Annotated in this window: 20 protein-coding genes; 6 read left to right on the top strand and 14 right to left on the bottom strand. The window is 51.0% G+C overall.

Going from position 1 to position 18184, the window contains the following annotated elements:
• Positions 1-14: 14 nt before the first annotated feature.
• A complete protein-coding gene (locus tag KNO69_RS02560) occupies positions 15-740 on the top strand; it encodes a hypothetical protein (protein ID WP_078147418.1) in 726 nt (241 codons plus the stop codon).
• Between the two features lie 207 nt (positions 741-947).
• Here the strand turns inward: KNO69_RS02560 and KNO69_RS02555 are convergent, their stop codons facing one another.
• From KNO69_RS02555 to KNO69_RS02490, 14 genes are all read right to left on the bottom strand, one after another.
• Positions 948-1274 carry a thioredoxin family protein gene (locus KNO69_RS02555; protein WP_078147419.1) on the bottom strand — a complete coding sequence of 109 codons (327 nt, stop codon included), beginning with the start codon at positions 1272-1274 and terminating at the stop codon, positions 948-950.
• Between the two features lie 20 nt (positions 1275-1294).
• Positions 1295-2146, bottom strand: a complete 852-nt coding sequence (locus KNO69_RS02550; RefSeq protein WP_214815904.1) for a DegV family protein — start codon at positions 2144-2146, stop codon at positions 1295-1297.
• A gap of 125 nt (positions 2147-2271) precedes the next feature.
• Positions 2272-2691, bottom strand: coding sequence for an RDD family protein (locus tag KNO69_RS02545; RefSeq protein WP_211782426.1), 420 nt, complete (start codon positions 2689-2691; stop codon positions 2272-2274).
• Between the two features lie 14 nt (positions 2692-2705).
• Positions 2706-3782: a nitric oxide synthase oxygenase gene (locus KNO69_RS02540; RefSeq protein ID WP_214815901.1), complete on the bottom strand. Its 1077-nt coding sequence runs from the start codon at positions 3780-3782 to the stop codon at positions 2706-2708.
• Positions 3783-3879: 97 nt separating this feature from the next.
• Complete coding sequence (locus KNO69_RS02535) at positions 3880-4122, bottom strand: hypothetical protein (protein ID WP_214781868.1); 243 nt, start codon at positions 4120-4122, stop codon at positions 3880-3882.
• Between the two features lie 125 nt (positions 4123-4247).
• Entirely contained in the window at positions 4248-4394 is a 147-nt protein-coding gene (locus tag KNO69_RS02530) for a hypothetical protein (RefSeq protein WP_214815898.1), read from the bottom strand.
• A 144-nt stretch (positions 4395-4538) separates the two neighbouring features.
• Entirely contained in the window at positions 4539-7460 is a 2922-nt protein-coding gene (pulA, locus tag KNO69_RS02525) for a type I pullulanase (protein ID WP_214815895.1), read from the bottom strand.
• A gap of 176 nt (positions 7461-7636) precedes the next feature.
• On the bottom strand, positions 7637-8206 hold the full coding sequence (locus KNO69_RS02520) for a hypothetical protein (RefSeq protein WP_214815892.1): 570 nt from the start codon (positions 8204-8206) through the stop codon (positions 7637-7639).
• A gap of 63 nt (positions 8207-8269) precedes the next feature.
• A complete protein-coding gene (locus tag KNO69_RS02515) occupies positions 8270-9928 on the bottom strand; it encodes an FAD-dependent oxidoreductase (RefSeq protein ID WP_214815890.1) in 1659 nt (552 codons plus the stop codon).
• A 14-nt stretch (positions 9929-9942) separates the two neighbouring features.
• A complete protein-coding gene (locus KNO69_RS02510) occupies positions 9943-11229 on the bottom strand; it encodes an arsenic transporter (protein WP_214815886.1) in 1287 nt (428 codons plus the stop codon).
• A gap of 32 nt (positions 11230-11261) precedes the next feature.
• On the bottom strand, positions 11262-11540 hold the full coding sequence (locus KNO69_RS02505; protein ID WP_012727073.1) for a HesB/YadR/YfhF-family protein: 279 nt from the start codon (positions 11538-11540) through the stop codon (positions 11262-11264).
• Complete coding sequence (arsA, locus tag KNO69_RS02500; RefSeq protein ID WP_214815884.1) at positions 11537-13294, bottom strand: arsenical pump-driving ATPase; 1758 nt, start codon at positions 13292-13294, stop codon at positions 11537-11539. Before arsA ends, KNO69_RS02505 begins: the two co-directional genes overlap by 4 nt.
• A gap of 12 nt (positions 13295-13306) precedes the next feature.
• On the bottom strand, positions 13307-13666 hold the full coding sequence (gene arsD, locus KNO69_RS02495; protein WP_214690570.1) for an arsenite efflux transporter metallochaperone ArsD: 360 nt from the start codon (positions 13664-13666) through the stop codon (positions 13307-13309).
• 13 nt (positions 13667-13679) lie between these two features.
• Positions 13680-13997 carry an ArsR/SmtB family transcription factor gene (locus tag KNO69_RS02490; RefSeq protein ID WP_012727076.1) on the bottom strand — a complete coding sequence of 106 codons (318 nt, stop codon included), beginning with the start codon at positions 13995-13997 and terminating at the stop codon, positions 13680-13682.
• Positions 13998-14230: 233 nt separating this feature from the next.
• Here KNO69_RS02490 and KNO69_RS02485 point away from each other — a divergent pair, with 233 nt between their 5' ends.
• From KNO69_RS02485 to KNO69_RS02465, 5 genes are all read left to right on the top strand, one after another.
• Positions 14231-15703, top strand: a complete 1473-nt coding sequence (locus KNO69_RS02485) for a SulP family inorganic anion transporter (RefSeq protein WP_214817798.1) — start codon at positions 14231-14233, stop codon at positions 15701-15703.
• 70 nt (positions 15704-15773) lie between these two features.
• Positions 15774-16187: a universal stress protein gene (locus KNO69_RS02480; RefSeq protein ID WP_047794988.1), complete on the top strand. Its 414-nt coding sequence runs from the start codon at positions 15774-15776 to the stop codon at positions 16185-16187.
• Positions 16188-16300: 113 nt separating this feature from the next.
• Positions 16301-16507, top strand: a complete 207-nt coding sequence (locus tag KNO69_RS02475) for a PLD nuclease N-terminal domain-containing protein (RefSeq protein WP_214683707.1) — start codon at positions 16301-16303, stop codon at positions 16505-16507.
• Positions 16504-17352, top strand: a complete 849-nt coding sequence (locus KNO69_RS02470; RefSeq protein ID WP_214815881.1) for an ABC transporter ATP-binding protein — start codon at positions 16504-16506, stop codon at positions 17350-17352. Before KNO69_RS02475 ends, KNO69_RS02470 begins: the two co-directional genes overlap by 4 nt.
• Complete coding sequence (locus KNO69_RS02465) at positions 17352-18110, top strand: ABC transporter permease (protein WP_214690569.1); 759 nt, start codon at positions 17352-17354, stop codon at positions 18108-18110. The genes KNO69_RS02470 and KNO69_RS02465 overlap by 1 nt, the downstream gene beginning before the upstream one ends.
• Positions 18111-18184: the final 74 nt, after the last annotated feature.

Here is an 18184-nt window from a genome sequence, read left to right as displayed (position 1 = left end):
AAAGGATGATATACATGAATCGTACACAAGTTATGCTCGCCATTCCCGGAAACTGGTCTTCCGCAGAAGGCGTCAGCGAACAAATCAGTTTACATAGTGAAGGCTACACGATGGCCGGTCTGTTATTGCTCGAAGATGAGACAGGCAAGGCGTTCACCGTTGAAGTCGTGGAACGTGACCCAGCCCTCGCCGAGGCGATGCTTCACGCGAGTTCTGGCGGATTCACCCCGAAAGTGGCGAAAGGAATCGCTCGTCACACGCATGTCGTCTACTTGATTGTCGACGTCAACGATTTGACAGACGTCGCCGCGGCGCGCCGTGCCGCCAACGCCGTCTTGAACGCAGGTGGACTCGGGGTCATGGTCGAGTCAGCTGGTGTCGCTTACTCGAAAGACGAGTGGCAAGAGTCAAAAGAAGAAGACCTCGCACTCGACTACTCGCTCCTCACGGCCATCACAGAAGAAGAGAACGCCTATATGTCATGGGGAATGAAAGCGTTCGGTCATGCGGACGTGGCCGTACCGATGACACTCGACATTGAAGATGCCATTCACGTGATTCATTCGTTCAACTTCCACCTCATCTCCGGTGGCGCGATGTTCGGCGACGGCGACCATTTCGCCTTCGAGGACGGGCGTGCCTTCACGGTCGAGATGGGAGAAGACGAGCGGACGACCATCGACAACTTATTGCATAACCCGTTTGGCTTGATTTATCTCGTCCCACAAGCAGCAGAATAAGAAAGAGGCTGGACATAACTCAGTAGATTCATAAGAAAGAGGCCTCCGTGAGCGAACAAGTCGCTCACGGAGGCCTCTTGTCATTTTTATGGGTTCGCGCACGCATTTCGGACTAAAAAGAGGGGTCCTGCCACCGAAAATCGGTGACCGGTCCCCTGTTTTTATCACAAATCTTTAAAATCGGCTAATTATGTCCGAGCATCCTGTTCACGCTCGTCTCATTTCTTGCATGCGTTCGAGTTGATGCGTCAGTTCGCCGATTGGCACGAATCGTGCCCGACGGAGCATTTCTTTCCCGTTGATGAAAAAGAGGACGACCGGAACGGTGAAGATGGAGAAGGCGCCTGCGACTTCCGGCACCTCGTCCGAATCCACCGCGACCGCCTCAATTTCCGGAAACTGATGGAGCATCTCTTCAATCTGAGGTTTCAGCGCATGACAGACACTGCATCCCGGATGTGACACGTAGACGAGCAGCTGTTCCGTGCTCGCAATCCGTTCATTCAATCCAGTCAAGGTTGTCATTGCTTCCATCTTGCATTCCTCCTACTTAATTAAGAGTTGAGCCACAAGACACCGACCGTCTCGAATCCTGCATGTACCGCAATCGAAGGACAGAATCGAGTCCGTACGACTTCGAGACCTGGTAGTTTCGACTCGATGAGTGCGACGAGGTCATCTTGCATATTCGGTGCGAGAGCCGTCTGAACGAACACCCGGTTGTCCTTCACACCGTTTTCCGCATGACGACGTTCGAGTTCACCGACCATCTCCGCATAAGCCTTCTTCAATGAACGGGCCTTTTTGAACGGGATGACTTTCCCCGTCTCATCGAGGGTGATGATCGGCTTGATGTTCAAGATGTTCGCAAGGAACATCTCACCGGAAGAAACGCGACCGCCTCGGCGCATCGTTTCCATGTTTCCGATGATCATGAAGAAGTTCTTCTTATCGCGCCATGCTTCGAGAAGGGCGACGATTTCCTCTACTGACTTGCCTTCAGCTTCAGCGGCCTTCCCGATTCGGACGAGTTCTTGTTGCGCCTCGAGTGCGGCATGCGAGTCGATGGTATACACGGTAAAGTCAGCCGCTTCGGCAGCTGCTTTCGAATTTTTCGCCGTACTGCTCAATCCATTCGAGCAATGGACGGCGATAGCACAATCATATCCCTCTTCTTTCAAGCGTTCGTAGCGGGCGATGAAATCTCCGAAGATCGGTTGTGACGTCTTCGCTTCTTTCTTTTGGTCAATCATATACCGATGTAGGTCTTCGAGAGAGAGTTTGGTTTCACTATAGCCGTTCCCGTCCACGATCAATTGAATCGGAACGATATCGACACCGAGACTTGCTGCCTCTTCTTGAGAGAAGTTGGCCATACTGTCGGTAATCCATGCGATTTTTGTCATAACTAAAAAGCCTCCAATAGTCGTTCATTTTTGTCCAATCCCATTATACCTTATTTCCCGCCGCTATTCCTACTCGACCGAACGGGACGAAAAAACAGAGCGACACACGGTCGCCCTGCTCCTCTTCATTTGGTCGAGATCAATTTTGTATGGGCGAACTCATCATGCGGCAACTCGAGGTCTTTATTCGACTTCATCTGTTGAAGTGCACGGATGAGCGGAATCCCAAGCGTCGCCGGGTAGACGACGTCTTTATAGAGTGTCCGCTTGATGACTTGCTCCAATGAAAGCGGGCGTCCATCCGCACTCACGACCTTAATTCCGACGACACGGTCTCCTATCGTCTGACCGTTTCGATACAACATACAATAGACTTCTCCGGCCATCGTCACAACGGTCGGTAAGTAATACCGTTTCACTTCTTTGTCTGGCCAAATCTTTTGACGGACTGCCTTTTCAATCAGTTTTGCCGGTGTCTGAAAGACGAGTTGGTCGATTTGACCAGCGACGGCTCGTTTCCAAAGTGGGACTGCCACAGCAATCATCCTTTCTCTCGGTTCTAGCCTTTCAATTCCTCTTTTACCAGCTGACGAAACGCTGAGAACGGACATCCACTTCTAGCAAACAGGTTCGGTGTCTTGATCTGATTGTCGTAATGCTCGTGAAAAACGTGCGTCGTCGCAGGAGAGAGAGGCGGGATGAGCCAACTCCATTGCCCGGTGACGTCACGCCCCGCGTCCCGTTCGTTTTTTTCGAACCGCTTGAACTGTTTGGCAGCCGTATGGTGGTCGACAATGGTCACACCTTCCCGCTCGAACGATTGCAGGACGGCGATGTTCAATTCGACGAGTGCCCGGTCGCGCCAAAGTGACCGCTCTTTCGTCGTATCGAGCCCGAGTGACCGTCCGACGAGCGGCAACAAATCATAACGGTCCGTATCGGCCAAATTCCTTGCCCCGATTTCTGTCTCCATATACCAGCCGTTAAACGGGACCGAGGTAAACCGTAGACCTCCGATCTCTAGTTCCATATCCGCAATCGCTGGGACTGCGTGCCATTTGATGGTCCGTCCGTCAAACAAGTCCACATCCTCGTGCCGAATGTCCACCTCAAGCACGGCCTCACTCGGTAACTCAAACAAGCGGACGTCGCGCCCGTCCGTGATCATGAGCGGGAGGATATCGAACGGCGTGCCGGCTCCGACCCATCCGAGTTCTTTCGCGCGCTTCGTCATCGTGACGGACATCGGGTCTCCGATGATTCCGTCAGGTGTCTCATATCCCGCGTACCGAATCAATTGTGTGTTCAATAGTTTGAACTCGTTCGGAAGAACCGTCATCGTCGAACGGATTTTTCCGCCGTTCGTGGCGAACCGAAGGTGGTCGACAAGATGGGTGTAGACAGCCTCAAACGTATCGGCGTCCCGTGCGTCAATCACATGGAGTGTCTGCCAAAACAAGCGGCCGATGCAACGATTCGAATTCCGCCACGCCACCTTGGCACCCTCACACAACTCTTCCGTCGTCAATGAATAGGTGCCCGTGCGCTCAATTTCATCTTTGATTTCTCGGAGGCGTTCGGAAGGGTCGTCATGCCATTGCCGCATCCAGTCGCTCGCTTGTTCATACAGATTCATATCTAAGGTCTCCTCACTCGATTCTCTCTTTCCCCATCTTAGAGAAAAGGAGACCCCTGTTTCAACTATCTATTCTCACAGAAGACAAGTCGGATACTCAAGACCGCTCTGGCTGATGGACGAGTTCGATGTAGTCGGTGACTTCTTCGTTTTCGCTCACTTCCTGCTCGAGGGCGGTCATTTGCGCCTCGATGGTCGGACTTGATTCGTAGTCGGCGGCATATTGATATAGCCCATTCGTCACTTCAGTCATTCGACGTAAGCGGACAGGCAAGTCTGTACCGGATACAAAACGAATGATGAACGTGACGTCTGAATTGCTTGAGTCAACCGCTCTCAATTGTCAGGATGAACCGTTTCTCGGGTTAACGCCTGTTCGTGATACGGCGCAAACTCTTCCGCATCGGCTCGAGATCATGCGCAGTTATCGAACAGCAGTCCCATCTTTTCGTTCAAATCGATTAGTCAACCTTTTGTATCGAGTACGTAAATAGCATCCGGATACTGTTCAATCAGGAGCGAATCCACATGGAACGGGGGAATCCGTCCAGTTGACAATAGATCCGTGACGTCACCATTGACGCGATGAATCCATTTTTTGAAAATCGCCATACAATCTCTCCTTTCGAAAGAGATGGAAGTTTCAAATGGAAGTTCTCTTGTTCATACAAAATGACTAGTTTATAAAGCATTAATTACCAATTACCCATCATTGTTCCATTAGAAAACCCCACTTATTTAAAGTGGGGTCAATGATTAGTTCCGTTCGAGGACGAACGTCTTGTATGCAGGCACGCTTACTTTTCCAGTCGCGCGCTTGATTGTCTTCGTTCCGGCACGGTCGCCATCGACAATCACGTTCCAGTTCCCTTTTGGAAGGGTGACTTGGACATTCGTCGGGTTGGCGTTATGCGTGATGAACAAGTCGTTCTTTTGACCCGGTGCATCTTCGTCAATCGTGTACGTGATGACGTTCGCTTCCGCTTTGTGGAACGTCAAGAATCGTTTCACATCGCTCGCTTTTGTCATCCGAAGACCTGGGTTGGCTTTACGCATCTCAATCAAGCCTTTCATGTATTGGACGTCCGCCTTGCGGTCGGCTGCCCGTTTCCAATCGAGCTGGTTGATCGAGTCCGGTGATTTGTACGAGTTGTGGTCGCCTTCCTTCGTACGCATGAACTCTTGTCCAGCGTGGAGGAATGTCGTCCCTTGACTCGTCAAAATGATGCTTGAAGCGAGTCGGTGCATCTTCGTCTTGTTCACTTCAGATGCGATCGGGTTCGTCAACTCCAGCTTGTCCCATAACGTGTGATTGTCGTGGGCCTCAACGTACGTGATGGCTTGCGTCGGTTCTTTCGTGAATCCTTTAATCGTGTCGTTATACGCGATCTCACCGACGATTCCCGTCTTCACGCGATTTTCCATGCCTTCTTTTCCGTTGACGAATCCTTTGTCCTCATCGAAGAAGACGCTACCTTTCAAGCCGTCACGGATGTTGTCATTGAAGTGGGCGATGCCCGGCATGTCGTAGGCGTTCTTTTGATTTGCTTTTAATTCAGCATCGAGCGGCGTACCAAGGTCCCATCCTTCTCCGAAGACGAGAATCGACTTGTCGACTCGATTCAACTCCGAACGAACCTTGTTCATCGTGTCGACGTCATGGATTCCCATCAAGTCGAAACGGAATCCGTCCCAATGGTACTCTTTTGCCCAATAGACGACCGAGTCGACGATCAGCTTTTGCATCATCGCCCGTTCGGATGCCGTATCGTTTCCGACACCTGTACCGTTGGCGAAGTCACCACCTGCTGTGTAGCGGTAGTAGTAACCCGGTACGATTTTGTGCAAGTTCGACGCCTGCGCATCGAACATGTGGTTGTATACGACGTCCATGACGGCACGTAAATTGTTGTCATGCAATCCTTGAATCATCTGTTTCATTTCCATGATGCGTACTTTCGCATCGTAAGGATTCGTTGAATACGACCCTTCTGGTGCATTGTAGTTTTTCGGATCGTATCCCCAGTTGTACGTCGCCATCGGATTCGTCTCATCGACGGAGGCCGTGTTGAAGTCATAGACCGGAATGAACTGAACGTGTGTCACGCCGAGATCTTTGACGTGGTCGAGCCCCGTCTTCGTTGCCGTTTTCTTTCCGTCAACGAGAAGACGCGTTCCTGGTTCGATGACACCGAGATACTTTCCTTTGTTTTGGATGCCTGAGTCGTATTTGTCCGTCTTCACATCAAAGATGGAAAAATCACGGACATGCGTCTCATAGATGATCGCGTCAGTCGATTGTTTCAACTTCGGTTTCATCGAATTCCAACGTTTTGGATCTGTCTCTTTCAAATCGACGATGACACCTTGGTCACCGTTCACGCCGACAGCCGTCGCATACGGATCGACCGCACGGACCTTCCCTGTCGCATGGGTCACTTGGTACGTATAACCGATGCCGTCCAGGTCACCACGAACTTCCGCCACCCACGTGCCGCGTTCACCGCGCTTCATTTGAATCACTTTCTTCATATCTTTGTCGTTCGTCGGTCGGTTCGTCGGCATGTTCCACAGTTCGAGCTCGACTTGTTGAGCCGTCGGTGCCCAGAGGACAAACTTCGTTTTCGACTTTTGGTACGTGACACCGAGTTTACCGTCGTATGCATATTTCGCATCGAATTCTTTCGAACGAAGAACTTTGCCGGCTTGGAGCGTCTGTTCTCCGAACTCAGGGTGCGAGGCTTTGATGACTTTCGCTAAATCGATGTCTGTTTTGAATTGAATCGTCACCGACTTGTCGCTAGCTTTTTCAATCGATTCCACCGTTGCCCCGTCTACGCTCAATTCATCGATGAACGCATCCGTGATGACGCGGTTCGTTGTGAGTGTCGCTTGACGGAACGTGTCCGCCGAGAACGAGACAAGTTTTGGAGAGCGATCGATTTGTGGCTCTGAATAGTAGATTGTCGAATCTCCTTCAACGAGCCAAATCTCTTTCGCAGTCCCGAGAACGAATCGGTCTTCCCCATCCTTCTCCGTCCATTCTCCTTTTTTCGTGATCAAGCCCATGAGTTTCTTCGATTCCGGGTTGGCGAGTTTCACGTTCGCGACGGCACCGAAATTATCAGCCTCATCGAAGGCGATGCTCTGCCCGTCACCACCGTCCGGCCAAGCCCAAAGACCCCAGTCCGTATATGTATTGTCGTAACGGAAATAATGAACTTTCATATCGATTTCCGTCGAAGCCGTCTCCCCGTCCGGGTTTGACGTATAGATGGTCGGATCGCCTGACTTGATCCACACTTCGGCGACGCCATCTTGAATCATATCGCTTGTGATGAAGCGGTCGTTCTCAGAACCTTTATCTTTGTCCCAATTATCCGTGCGGACGATGAGACCGATTTTTTCAGGTGAATCGACTGGGAATTCGTAAGCCGCCACCTTTCCGAATGCATCTTCCCCGTTGAATGTGAAGCCTTTGTTCGGGAAATAATCTGGGCCGTTCGCCCAAAGCCATAAGTTCCAATCCTTTTCGTTATCCGGCGCCTCTTGATAATGGACGACGACAAGCGTCGACTTCCCTTTATCTAAAGCGGACGTCGGCATCGGAAACATTGACAGAATTAGTGCAAACGTTAGCACAACTGCCCATACGGGTCTCCACTGCTTTTTGACCATGAGGGTTCCTCCTTGTAGCACTATTTCGAGAAAACGCTTACACAAAAAATTGTAAACGGTTTCCTTGAGTGAAGCAACGTTATTTTAGAAAAGGGTCAATTGGCATCATTTTCTTTGCAACCTGTCTAAGAAATATGAACTAAAAAGACGGATTCCACTCATCATCACAGAATCCGTCAAAGTTTATTCCATTCATCGAGCGACTCCAAGTACCACCGATAGCTCATCTTGATTTCTTCATCTGTCAAATCCGCTGGTAAGAGTGGTCGTGGGACGAGACCTGTGAACTTGGCACCTCCGACATGCGCAAAAATATAAGAGGCGACTTGCTCAGACATATACCTCGTCAAAAAACCGGTCACATACTTCCCGTCTTTGCTCTCGAAGACGATGTCGAGTCGTCGTCCTTCCTGTTCATCGATGATCAACTGGTTGTAAAGTCGATGTGCCTCGTCTTTGTACTTGTATCTCATCCCGCGTCTCGCATTGTCATCAATCTCCCACTGATGGTCTTGTCGCTCTTTCGTCGTGAAGATTTTCTCGAGCGTTCTTGGGTCATCAATCGTTAAGCAACAAAAGATATGTTCATAGGACAGTTGATCGTCGTTCACCAAGTCCATGATGTCCGTCTTCGGGATTATCCTTGCCTTGTAGCGCACCATGACACGACGGACGACTTCTTCTTTGTCAAAAATGAGCCACTGCTTCCGTCGCTCAAACTTCTCATGTAACATCTTATAATCCATCCGCTTCACCTCACGTACAGCATATCAGAAAACGACGTCCGGCAGTTGCGGACGTCGTCTTGCTTAGTTCCCGTATTTTTTGAACAACTGATAATTCTTATTTCCACCTGACAAGTTGTACACATCGGTGAATCCGAGGTTACGGAGCACGTTCTGTGCCGCGTTGCCCGTCACGCCTCCGTTACAGTAAACGACAGTCGGTTTGTCCTTGTCCATGTCTTTCGCCGCTTCCCGAAGGTTACCGAGTGGGACGTTGACCGCACAATCGACACACGCCTTCTCGAACTGTGCTGCTTTCCGCGTATCGATGATTTGCATGTCTTCCCCGGCATCGATTCGTGCCTGAAGTTCGGCCGGCGTGATGAGTCGAGCCGCCTTGTCGATACTGTTCGAAAGCACCATCCCCGTATACATGACCGGGTCTTTCGTCGTCGAGAACGGTGGTGCGTAGGCGAGGTCGAGGTGGAACAAGTCGTCCACTTTCGCCTTAAGGGTGATGGCCGTGACGAAGACGTCGATTCGTTTGTCGACTCCTTCAAATCCAACGATTTGGACACCGAGCAGTTGACGCGTCGCACGATCGGCGACCGCTTTAATCGTCATATCTTTTCCACCCATATAAGCAGGCTTATCCGGTTTCGTGTTATGAAGCACCTCGATATCGTACCCGAGTTCACGTGCTTCTTTTTCGGCGAGACCCGTTTGCGCGACGGCAAGCCCGAACACTTTGAAGATGCCCGTTCCGAGGATACCCCGATGTTCGAGGTGACCGCCCGTGATGACGTCCCCGGCGGTCCGCCCCATCTTGTTCGCTGTCGAACCGAGTGGACGCCAAATCGGTTTCCCAGTCACGATCGAGAAACTCTCCGCGACGTCTCCTGCCGCATAGACATCAGGGAGGTTCGTCTCCATCCGCTCATTGACGGCAATCGCTCCTGTCTCACCTAGTGTAACCCCCATCTGCATAGCAAGTTCGACGTTCGGACGGACTCCGACAGACAAGATGACGAGGTCGGTCTCAATCGTCTTCCCACTCTCCGTGACGACCCGTTCGACGTGTCCGTCACCGACAAGTTCTGTCACGGTCTCTCCGAGCATGAGCTCGATTCCGTTCTTCTCGAGGTGTTCCTCAACGCGACACGCCATATCCTTGTCGAGTGGTGGCATCACTTGCGGTACACGTTCGATGATGGTCACGTCCACACCACGAAGCTTCAACTGTTCCGCCATCTCTAGACCGATGAAGCCGGCTCCGATGATTGTCGCATGTTTCGGGTCTGTCGAATCGACGAAGGAGCGTGTCGCCTCCGCATGTTGGATGTTTCGAATCGGGAAGACGTTGTCCGACTTCACCCCTGGAATCGGTGGGATGATGCTCGACGCACCCGTTGCAAGGACGAGGACATCATATGAGTCCGTGAACGTGACACCCGTCTCTAAGTTTTCAACCGTCACCGTCTTCGCGTCTTTGTCGACAGCTGTGACGTTATGGCGTGTCATGACGTCGATGTTGTAGCGCTTCTTGAAGAAGGCCGCATCGCGCGGTGTCAAATCGTCACGTGACTCGACTTCTCCGCCAACGTAGTAAGGAATCCCACAACCAGAGTACGAGATATCGTAATCTCGATCGTAAATCGTGATTTGTGCGTCTTCGTTGTTCCGACGCGCTTTCGCCGCAACCGATGTCCCTGCAGCGACTGAACCGATGATGACTAGTTTCATATATAATCCACTCCTCAATAAACTAATAAGCTGATGTATAGGCCGAGCAACGTGATAGCCAATGTCGGAATCGTCAAGATGATCCCGACTTTAAAGTACTGTCCCCATCCGATTTTGAGGCCTTTCGTACGAAGGACGTGGAGCCATAGAAGCGTCGCTAGCGACCCAATCGGGGTAATCTTTGGACCGAGATCGGAACCAATGACGTTCGCATAGATTAACGCTTCCCGAATCTGTCCGGTCGTATGCGTCAAGTCGATAGCGAGCGCATCAATCATGACGGTCGGCATATTGTTCATGACCGATGACAAGATGGCGGCCAAAAAGCCCATCCCGAACGTGGCACTGAAGCTGTTAACCGCGAACCAATCGATAAAGTTCGCCAATACTTGAGTGAGTCCGGCATTTTGTAAACCGTAGACGACAATATACATCCCGAGCGAGAAGAAGACGATGGCCCACGGTGCACCTTTGATGACTTGCATCGTCTGGACCGCTGACGAGCGGTTCGCCATCACGAGGAAGAACAAGGCGATGACACCCGCGACGAGCGAAACGGGGATCTCGACTAAATCACTCGTGAAGTATCCGATGACCAGTAAACCGAGTACGACCCACGATAAGCGGAACATCGTATGATCTTTAATGACGGACGAAGGTTCAGCCAACTGTGAGGCGTCATACTGTTTCGGGATATCTTTTTTGAAATATAGATACAAGACAAGCAGACTCCCCGCGACCGCGAACACGTTCACGAACACCATCCGCGCGGCGTACTCGGCGAACCCGATGCCAAAGAAGTCGGCTGAGACAATGTTGACGAGGTTCGAGACGATGAACGGAAGACTCGCCGTATCGGCGATGAATCCGGATGCCATGACGTATGCCAAGACGACCGCGTCCGGCAGTTTGAGAGCCCGGACCATCGCTAAGACGATGGGCGTCAAGATCAGCGCTGCCCCGTCATTTGCAAATAAGGCTGCGACGAGGGCACCGAGTAACGTGATATAAACGAAGAGTTTCACCCCGCCACCTTTGGCAATTCGCGCCATGTGTAAAGCGGCCCATTCAAAGAATCCAATCTCATCTAAAATGAGTGAAATGATGATGATTGCGATAAAGGTGAACGTCGCGTTCCAAATGATGCCCCATACCGTTCCGACGTCATCAAGATTGACGACGCCCGAAACGAGAGCGATGACAGCCATCCCCATCGCCGAGTAACCGATGCCGAGGCCTTTCGGTTGCTTGATGATGAGGAAAAGCGTCACAAGAAAAATTAAACTAGCAATCCACTGCACAATGTAATCCTCCAATAATCTCTATTTATTTTTTAGCAACTCGGCTGCAAACCGTGCAATACGAGTGTCATTCCCTCTTCTGTTGATTCAACGTCGAGCGTGACGTTTGCGGACAACGCTGTAGCTTCGTTCGCCACGGCAAACGTAAGGTCGTCGAAGTGCTTCACCTCATCGGTCGCTTCCGGTGTCGCTACGGCCAAACCTAGTGTCGGTCCACAGCAACCGGCCTCCGTGATGATGCGGACCGATTTTGTCTGCTCCTCCTCTAGCGCTGTTTTTAAGTAATCGATGGCTTCATTCGTGATCTTCATTTCACTTCCTCCTTCAATAGTTGGGATAACGCGGAATATCCGACTGGCAAATGTTCTTGCCAGGCGAGTATCGTCGGACGCCGATAGCTGTTCACACGTTCGAGCCATAGGACTTCATTCGCGACTTTCACGGTCAATAGTTTGCTTGTGACATCGAGTGGCGTGAACGATTGATTAACGACCCAAGCGAACGGTAGAATCTTAGCCCGATTCAAATCTGCTACGAGTCGTTCAGCTTCATATACCGGCGTCGCTTCAGGCAAGGTCGTGATGATGACGTGCGTTTGTTTCGGATCACGTAATTTCGGCAACAAATCTCGGACTGCTTCCGGGACAACGCCAGTCGAGCGTTCGAGTTCGCGATGATAACTCTCGGTCGCATCTAACAGAAGAAGCGTGTGTCCGGTCGGTGCCGTATCGATGACGACGAAACGGTCTTTCGCTTTCGCTACCTGATTCGCAAAGGCACGGAAAACGGCGATTTCTTCGGTGCACGGCGAACGCAGGTCCTCCTCGAGCATCATACGTTGCTCTTCATTCAGGCCCCCTGCTTCCTTGAACACATCCTGTCGATACCTCTCAATCTCAACTTTCGGGTCAATGGCATCGACCGTGAACGTATCTGCAATGTTTGTCCCAATCGTGAAAGCGACATGAGCGGCCGGATCCGTCGTCGTCAAATGAACAGAGTGCCCTCTTTCATGAAGCGCGACCGCAATCAGCGAAGCGAGTGTCGTCTTCCCGACGCCACCTTTCCCCATCGTCATGATGACACTTGTACCGTCCGCCTCAATCTCATCAACGAGTCGATCAAGTGATCCGTAACGACTCGAGTCATAGCATGCATTTGCGACAGCGACCGTCTCTCCGTTCACAAAGCGCCGAAGTGCAGAGACACCGATCAGATTTTCGTAAGCATATGGAAGTTTGAATGCCTCGAGGTCAGTTATGCCTTCAGGAAGTTCACGGAGTGCTTGTTGCTGACGCTCGATGAGCCGCTTCGTGTATCGGTCTGTCCCTTCATCCTGTTGGACAAGACCGTTGATGATGAGCTGCATTCGCTCGATGCCGATGGCGCGAAGTTCGGTCGCGGCACGCTCCGCTTCGATGAGTGTGGATGTTTCGGGACGGGCAACGAGAAGCAGCGTCGTCTCTTTACCATCAGTGAGCGTCTCAACGGCCTTTTTGTACTGCATTTGTTTGTCAGCTAAACCGGCAAGCGGACCGAGGCAAGACGCACCAGTCGTGTTCGTCTCCAAAAATTCATCCCATGCACGCGGCAAGGTGAGTAGGCGCAACGTATGACCGGTCGGTGCCGTGTCAAAGATGACGTGATCGTACGTCTCACGGGCTGACACGGACGTCAACAAGTCCGTAAATTGGTCGAATGCCGCAATCTCAACCGTACAGGCACCGGATAATTGCTCTTCCATCGACTGAATGGCCACGTCCGGCAATACACCTCGATAAGGTCCGACCATGCGCTCCATATATTGTTTTGCCGCTTCTTCGGGATCGAAGTTGGCGATGGCAAGCTTTGTTTCCGGAACGAGGCGCGGCGTCTCATCGAGTTCCATCTCAAACACGTCTTGTAAATTACTAGCCGGGTCGGTCGAAACGAGTAAGACACGCTTGCCTCGGTCGGCGAGCGTCAGGGCGAGGCTTGACGCCGTCGATGTCTTCCCGACGCCACCTTTCCCGGTCAAGAACACATAACGGGTCGGTTCAATCGTATGAAAATCAAATGTCTTCATGAGCATATCTCCTTATTTCTTCAGTGAGATGCGAACTTTCGGCTTTTCTCCATCTTTCTTGGCAAATGCGTCAACTGGTAGTCCCGTCAACTCCGCAATTTCTTCATCTGTTAAATAGGCACCCCGTTTTACGATTTTTCCATCAACTACTGTGAGCGGTAGCATTTCGAGCCCATTTGCAATTTCAGCTTGCACCTTGACATTTTCAACGAATCGATTCGGTTCCGATGCCAGATTATAACGAGCAACATCGAAGCCTCGCTGTTTTAACACGTAGTGAATTGTCGCCACTCGCGTCAGTTCTGGATCGATGGATGGACCACATAATCCTGTTGGACAGCACATTGCCGGTTCAAACACTTCAAGTTTCATCGTTGACTCCTCCTTAAATTGCACATTCGGTGTCACAGTCGCAACTCACATCGATTGTCTCAATCTTGTCGAGCAAATCGACGACAATCCCATAAAAAGGGCTCGTCTCATTCAAGCGATAGTGGATCCATTGTTTGTCTCGGCGCTCTAATAATAGTCCAGCCTGACGCAACATCTTCAAATGACGGCTGATTGCCGGCTGTGAGATGTCAAAACAGTCGACGAAACTACATGCGCACTGTTCCCCTGCTTCCATCTGTTTCAGCATGGTCAATCGAGTCGGATCACCGAGCACCTTGAGTACTTTGCTTAATTCTTCTGCAGTGTACATTTCCACTTCCCCTTTCTGTATAACCTAATTGTTATATAACGTATCCGTTATGAAATTACCATACTTTTCAACTTCATTCAATTGTCATTTCAAAAAAAATCCGTTATGATGAAACACGTTGTGAAAACACGTAACGTTGGAACATTTCCTTTCATATAGTGTGGCATTTGATCTTCGTGAGACTCGAAGATCAAAGTCAAAATATAAAGAGAGGTGTGTTCTTCTTGGAAAAAATGAATACAATCAAACAAGACTGGCTCGGTAACGTCCGAGCAGACGTCCTTGCGGGGATTGTTGTCGCTCTCGCCCTCATCCCTGAGGCGATCGCGTTCTCACTCATCGCTGGCGTCAACCCGATGGTCGGGCTCTATGCTTCGTTCATCATCGCCATGGTGATTTCAATCGCAGGCGGTCGCCCTGCGATGATTTCGGCTGCGACCGGTGCGATGGCGCTCGTCATCGTCTCACTCGTCGCCGACCATGGTCTTCAATATTTGCTGGCCGCTGGGATTCTAACGGGTGTCATTCAAATCGTACTCGGTTATCTCGGCATCGCCCGCTTAATGAAGTTCATTCCACGCGCCGTCATGGTTGGATTCGTCAATGCGCTTGCCATTCTGATTTTTCAAGCGCAACTATCCAACTTTGACGGGGAAAGCTGGATCATCTGGGCAATCGTCGCCGCGTCACTCGCCATTATCTTCTTATTTCCGCGAGTCACAAAAGCCGTCCCTGCACCACTTGTCGCCATCGTCGTCATGACGATTTTAGCCATCACACTCGGTCTCGATACGAAAAATATCGGAGACATGGGAACAATCTCAGCAACACTCCCGGAATTTTTATTCCCGAACGTCCCGTTGACGTTTGAAACGTTGTTGATCATTCTTCCTTACTCGATTTCCCTCGCATTCGTCGGATTGATCGAGTCGCTCTTGACGGCACAAATCGTTGACGATATGACAGGAACGGACTCAAACAAAAACCGTGAATCGCGCGGACAAGGGATTGCGAACATCATTGCTGGGTTCTTCGGTGGGATGCCAGGATGTGCGATGATTGGGCAATCGGTCATCAATGTCTCATCGGGTGCTCGTGGACGTCTGTCGACACTTACAGCCGGTCTCGCGCTCTTCATCATGATCATGACAATCAGCAACGTGCTCATGCTGATTCCGGTCGGCGCGCTCGTCGGGGTCATGTTCTTCGTCTCGTACGCGACGTTCGATTGGGGTTCGCTCAAAGCGATGCGTACCGCACAAAAGTCGGACACGGTCGTCATGCTCGTCACCGTACTCGTCACCGTCGTCACACATGATTTGTCACTCGGTGTACTCGCCGGAATTTTGACAGCAGCAATTCTCTTCGCTGCTAAAATCTCAAACATTGATCTCGAGCGAAAGATCGATGCCGACAAGGCTCGTTACATGGTGAACGGACAGCTCTTCTTCGCCTCGACGTCTGAATTCGTCAATCAGTTCGATGTGGCAGAAGACGCGGAAGCGGGGATCAAACACGTCACGATCGATTTTGCGAACACGCATCTGTGGGACGACTCGGCCATCGGGGCAATCGATAAGGTCGTCTTCAAATATCGGGAAGTCGGAATCGAACCGGTACTGCTCAACTTGAACAAAGACTCGGAAAAACTGCTCAACACGCTCGCCCTTCACTTGAAGCAACAAGACGCGAACGCGGGGCACTGATTCATCATTTCCCCGTTTCGCCAAATCACCTATACTAAAAGTAGAACGTGCGAAAGAGGAGGAGTTTTTCATGGGAAAGGTATTTTTAGCGGCAGATGGTTCTGCCCACTCGAAACGTGCGCTAGAAAAAGCGATTCAGCTCGCAAAGGCGTCAAATGCATCGATTGACATCGTGCACGTCATCAGTGCGAAGGAATCGAAAGAAGCGGCCCTCAATTCGACAGGGAAAATCGACTTGGAGACGAAGCGAAAGCAAATGCTCAAGCCACTGTTCGATTTGACGGAAGCAGAAGGCATTGCCTACGAATATATCGAACTTCGTGGGGAGCCGGACGTCGAGCTCGTCAAATATGCGAACCATGAGCCATATGAATACGTCGTCGTCGGATCACGTGGATTGAACACGTTCCAAGAGTTCGTGCTCGGTAGCGTGAGTCATAAACTGGCCAAACGAGCTCTCGCTCCTGTCATCATCGTGAAATAACGCATCGTCCCCATCTCCGTCGTGAGATGGGGATTTTTTTATGTCACATACAGGGGACATACCGTGCATGTAGAATGTTTTAAAGACAGCTAATTCAAAAGGAGGTTCTCGCGATGGACATCGCAAATGACCCGAATACACTTTTTCTCATCTTACTACCTGTTTTGATTTTGCAACTCATCCTGCTCGTCGTCGCCTTGATTGACTTGTTCAAACGCGACGTGACGAACGGTCCGAAATGGGTATGGCTTCTCGTCATCGTCTTCATCAACATACTAGGCCCAATCATATACTTCTTATGGGGACGGACTCCGCGATGAAAATCACACATGTAACGAAGCGATTCGGCGCCTTCACGGCGCTCGATGATGTCAGTTTCGAATTACGACCGGGTTGCACGTCCCTCCTTGGAGAAAACGGTGCCGGGAAGACGACGCTTTTGAACTTGCTCGCCCGCGTCACCGAACCGACAAGTGGCGATATGACCGGACACGAACGTATTCGGATCGGCTATTTGCCTCAGCGCCCTGCCCTCTATCCATCGTTGACTCCCGTCGAGACGATTCGGTATGCCGCTGAATTGACGGGGACCAAACACGTCGAGCCGATTCAACTATTGAAACGAGTCGGGCTCGAACCGGTCGACCGGCCGGCAGCGAACTTATCGGGAGGGATGCGACAGCGTCTCGGGATTGCCCAAGCGCTCGTCCATGACCCGGAACTCTTACTGCTCGATGAACCGGTCTCGGCACTCGACCCACGCGGTCGACGAGAAGTACTCGATCTGTTGAGTGACTTGAAACGAGAGCGAATGATCCTGTACTCGACGCACGTCCTGCCGGATGCCGAAGAGGCAAGTGACTGGGTGCTCCTGCTTCGACAAGGCAAATTGCTCATGGAAGGAACCGTGACCGACCTGCTCGGTTCGAAGTCGACCATCGAGTTGCGTCTCTTTGATGATGAGACGAGTGAAGCAGACTGGGCACAGTTAGAAGGCGTGACCCGAACAACCAAACGTGGTTCGACGTGGACGTTTGAGTCAACGGACCGGAATCTCGCCGAACGGGCGATTTTGCGGCGCATCCTGGAACGGAATCTCATCATCCAATCACTACACGTCGGGCACCCGTCACTCGAATCTTTATTCTTGGAGGTGAACGCCTGATGCGTACCGCAATCTTTAAACAGGAATGGCGAGAGTCATGGTCGAACAAACGACTCATTTGGATCCCAATCGTGCTCATGCTCCTTGCCTCGATGCAACCGCTCACGCTCTATTTTCTACCAGATATCCTCGCTTCCGGTGGCAATTTACCGGACGGCGCCGTGATTGATCTCCCGACACCGACACCAGAAGAAGTGTTGATTTCAGTCAGTGAACAGCTTCGCCAAATCGGTCTTCTCGTCGTCTTGTTGTCGGCGATGCATACATTCAGTCACGAGCGGACGAACGGGACGCTCGCTTGGCTCAAGTCGTTACAAATCCCGACGTCTCGCATCGTTATCAGTAAATGGGCACATTACGTCCTATTGACGGTCGGTGGTCTCGTACTCGCCCAATTAGCGGCCGCTTACTATACGGTTATTCTTTTCGAGGCGTTTGATGTAACCGCATTTCTCATATCTACAGCACTTCTTGTCTTTCATTTTGTCGTTCAGCTCTCCATCTTCATTCTCCTCGCTGCGATGATCGAGAGCGGTGTCGTTGCGGTCGTCTTGACGCTCGGTCTTCATTTCGTCATGTCGCTCCTCATCGGCTGGGTCGACCTCGATTGGATGCCATGGATGCTCGGTCCACTATCGAGTCAGGTGTTCTTGACAGAAGTGAATCTCGTGTGGCCGATTGTGACCGGAACCGTTGTCGTCATCCTATCCCTGTATATGGCGTCGAAACGACTTCGGTTCATGAGTCATACGGCGTAAACGTCTGACCTCACAAACGATTCATTTGCCACTATCTTCCCTTGGATAAAAATGGTTATATTATTTTATATAGC

Source organism: Exiguobacterium sp. s131 (genome assembly GCF_018617345.1).
GTDB classification, from domain to species: domain Bacteria; phylum Bacillota; class Bacilli; order Exiguobacteriales; family Exiguobacteriaceae; genus Exiguobacterium; species Exiguobacterium profundum.
This window is presented reverse-complemented; position numbering and strand designations above follow the sequence as displayed.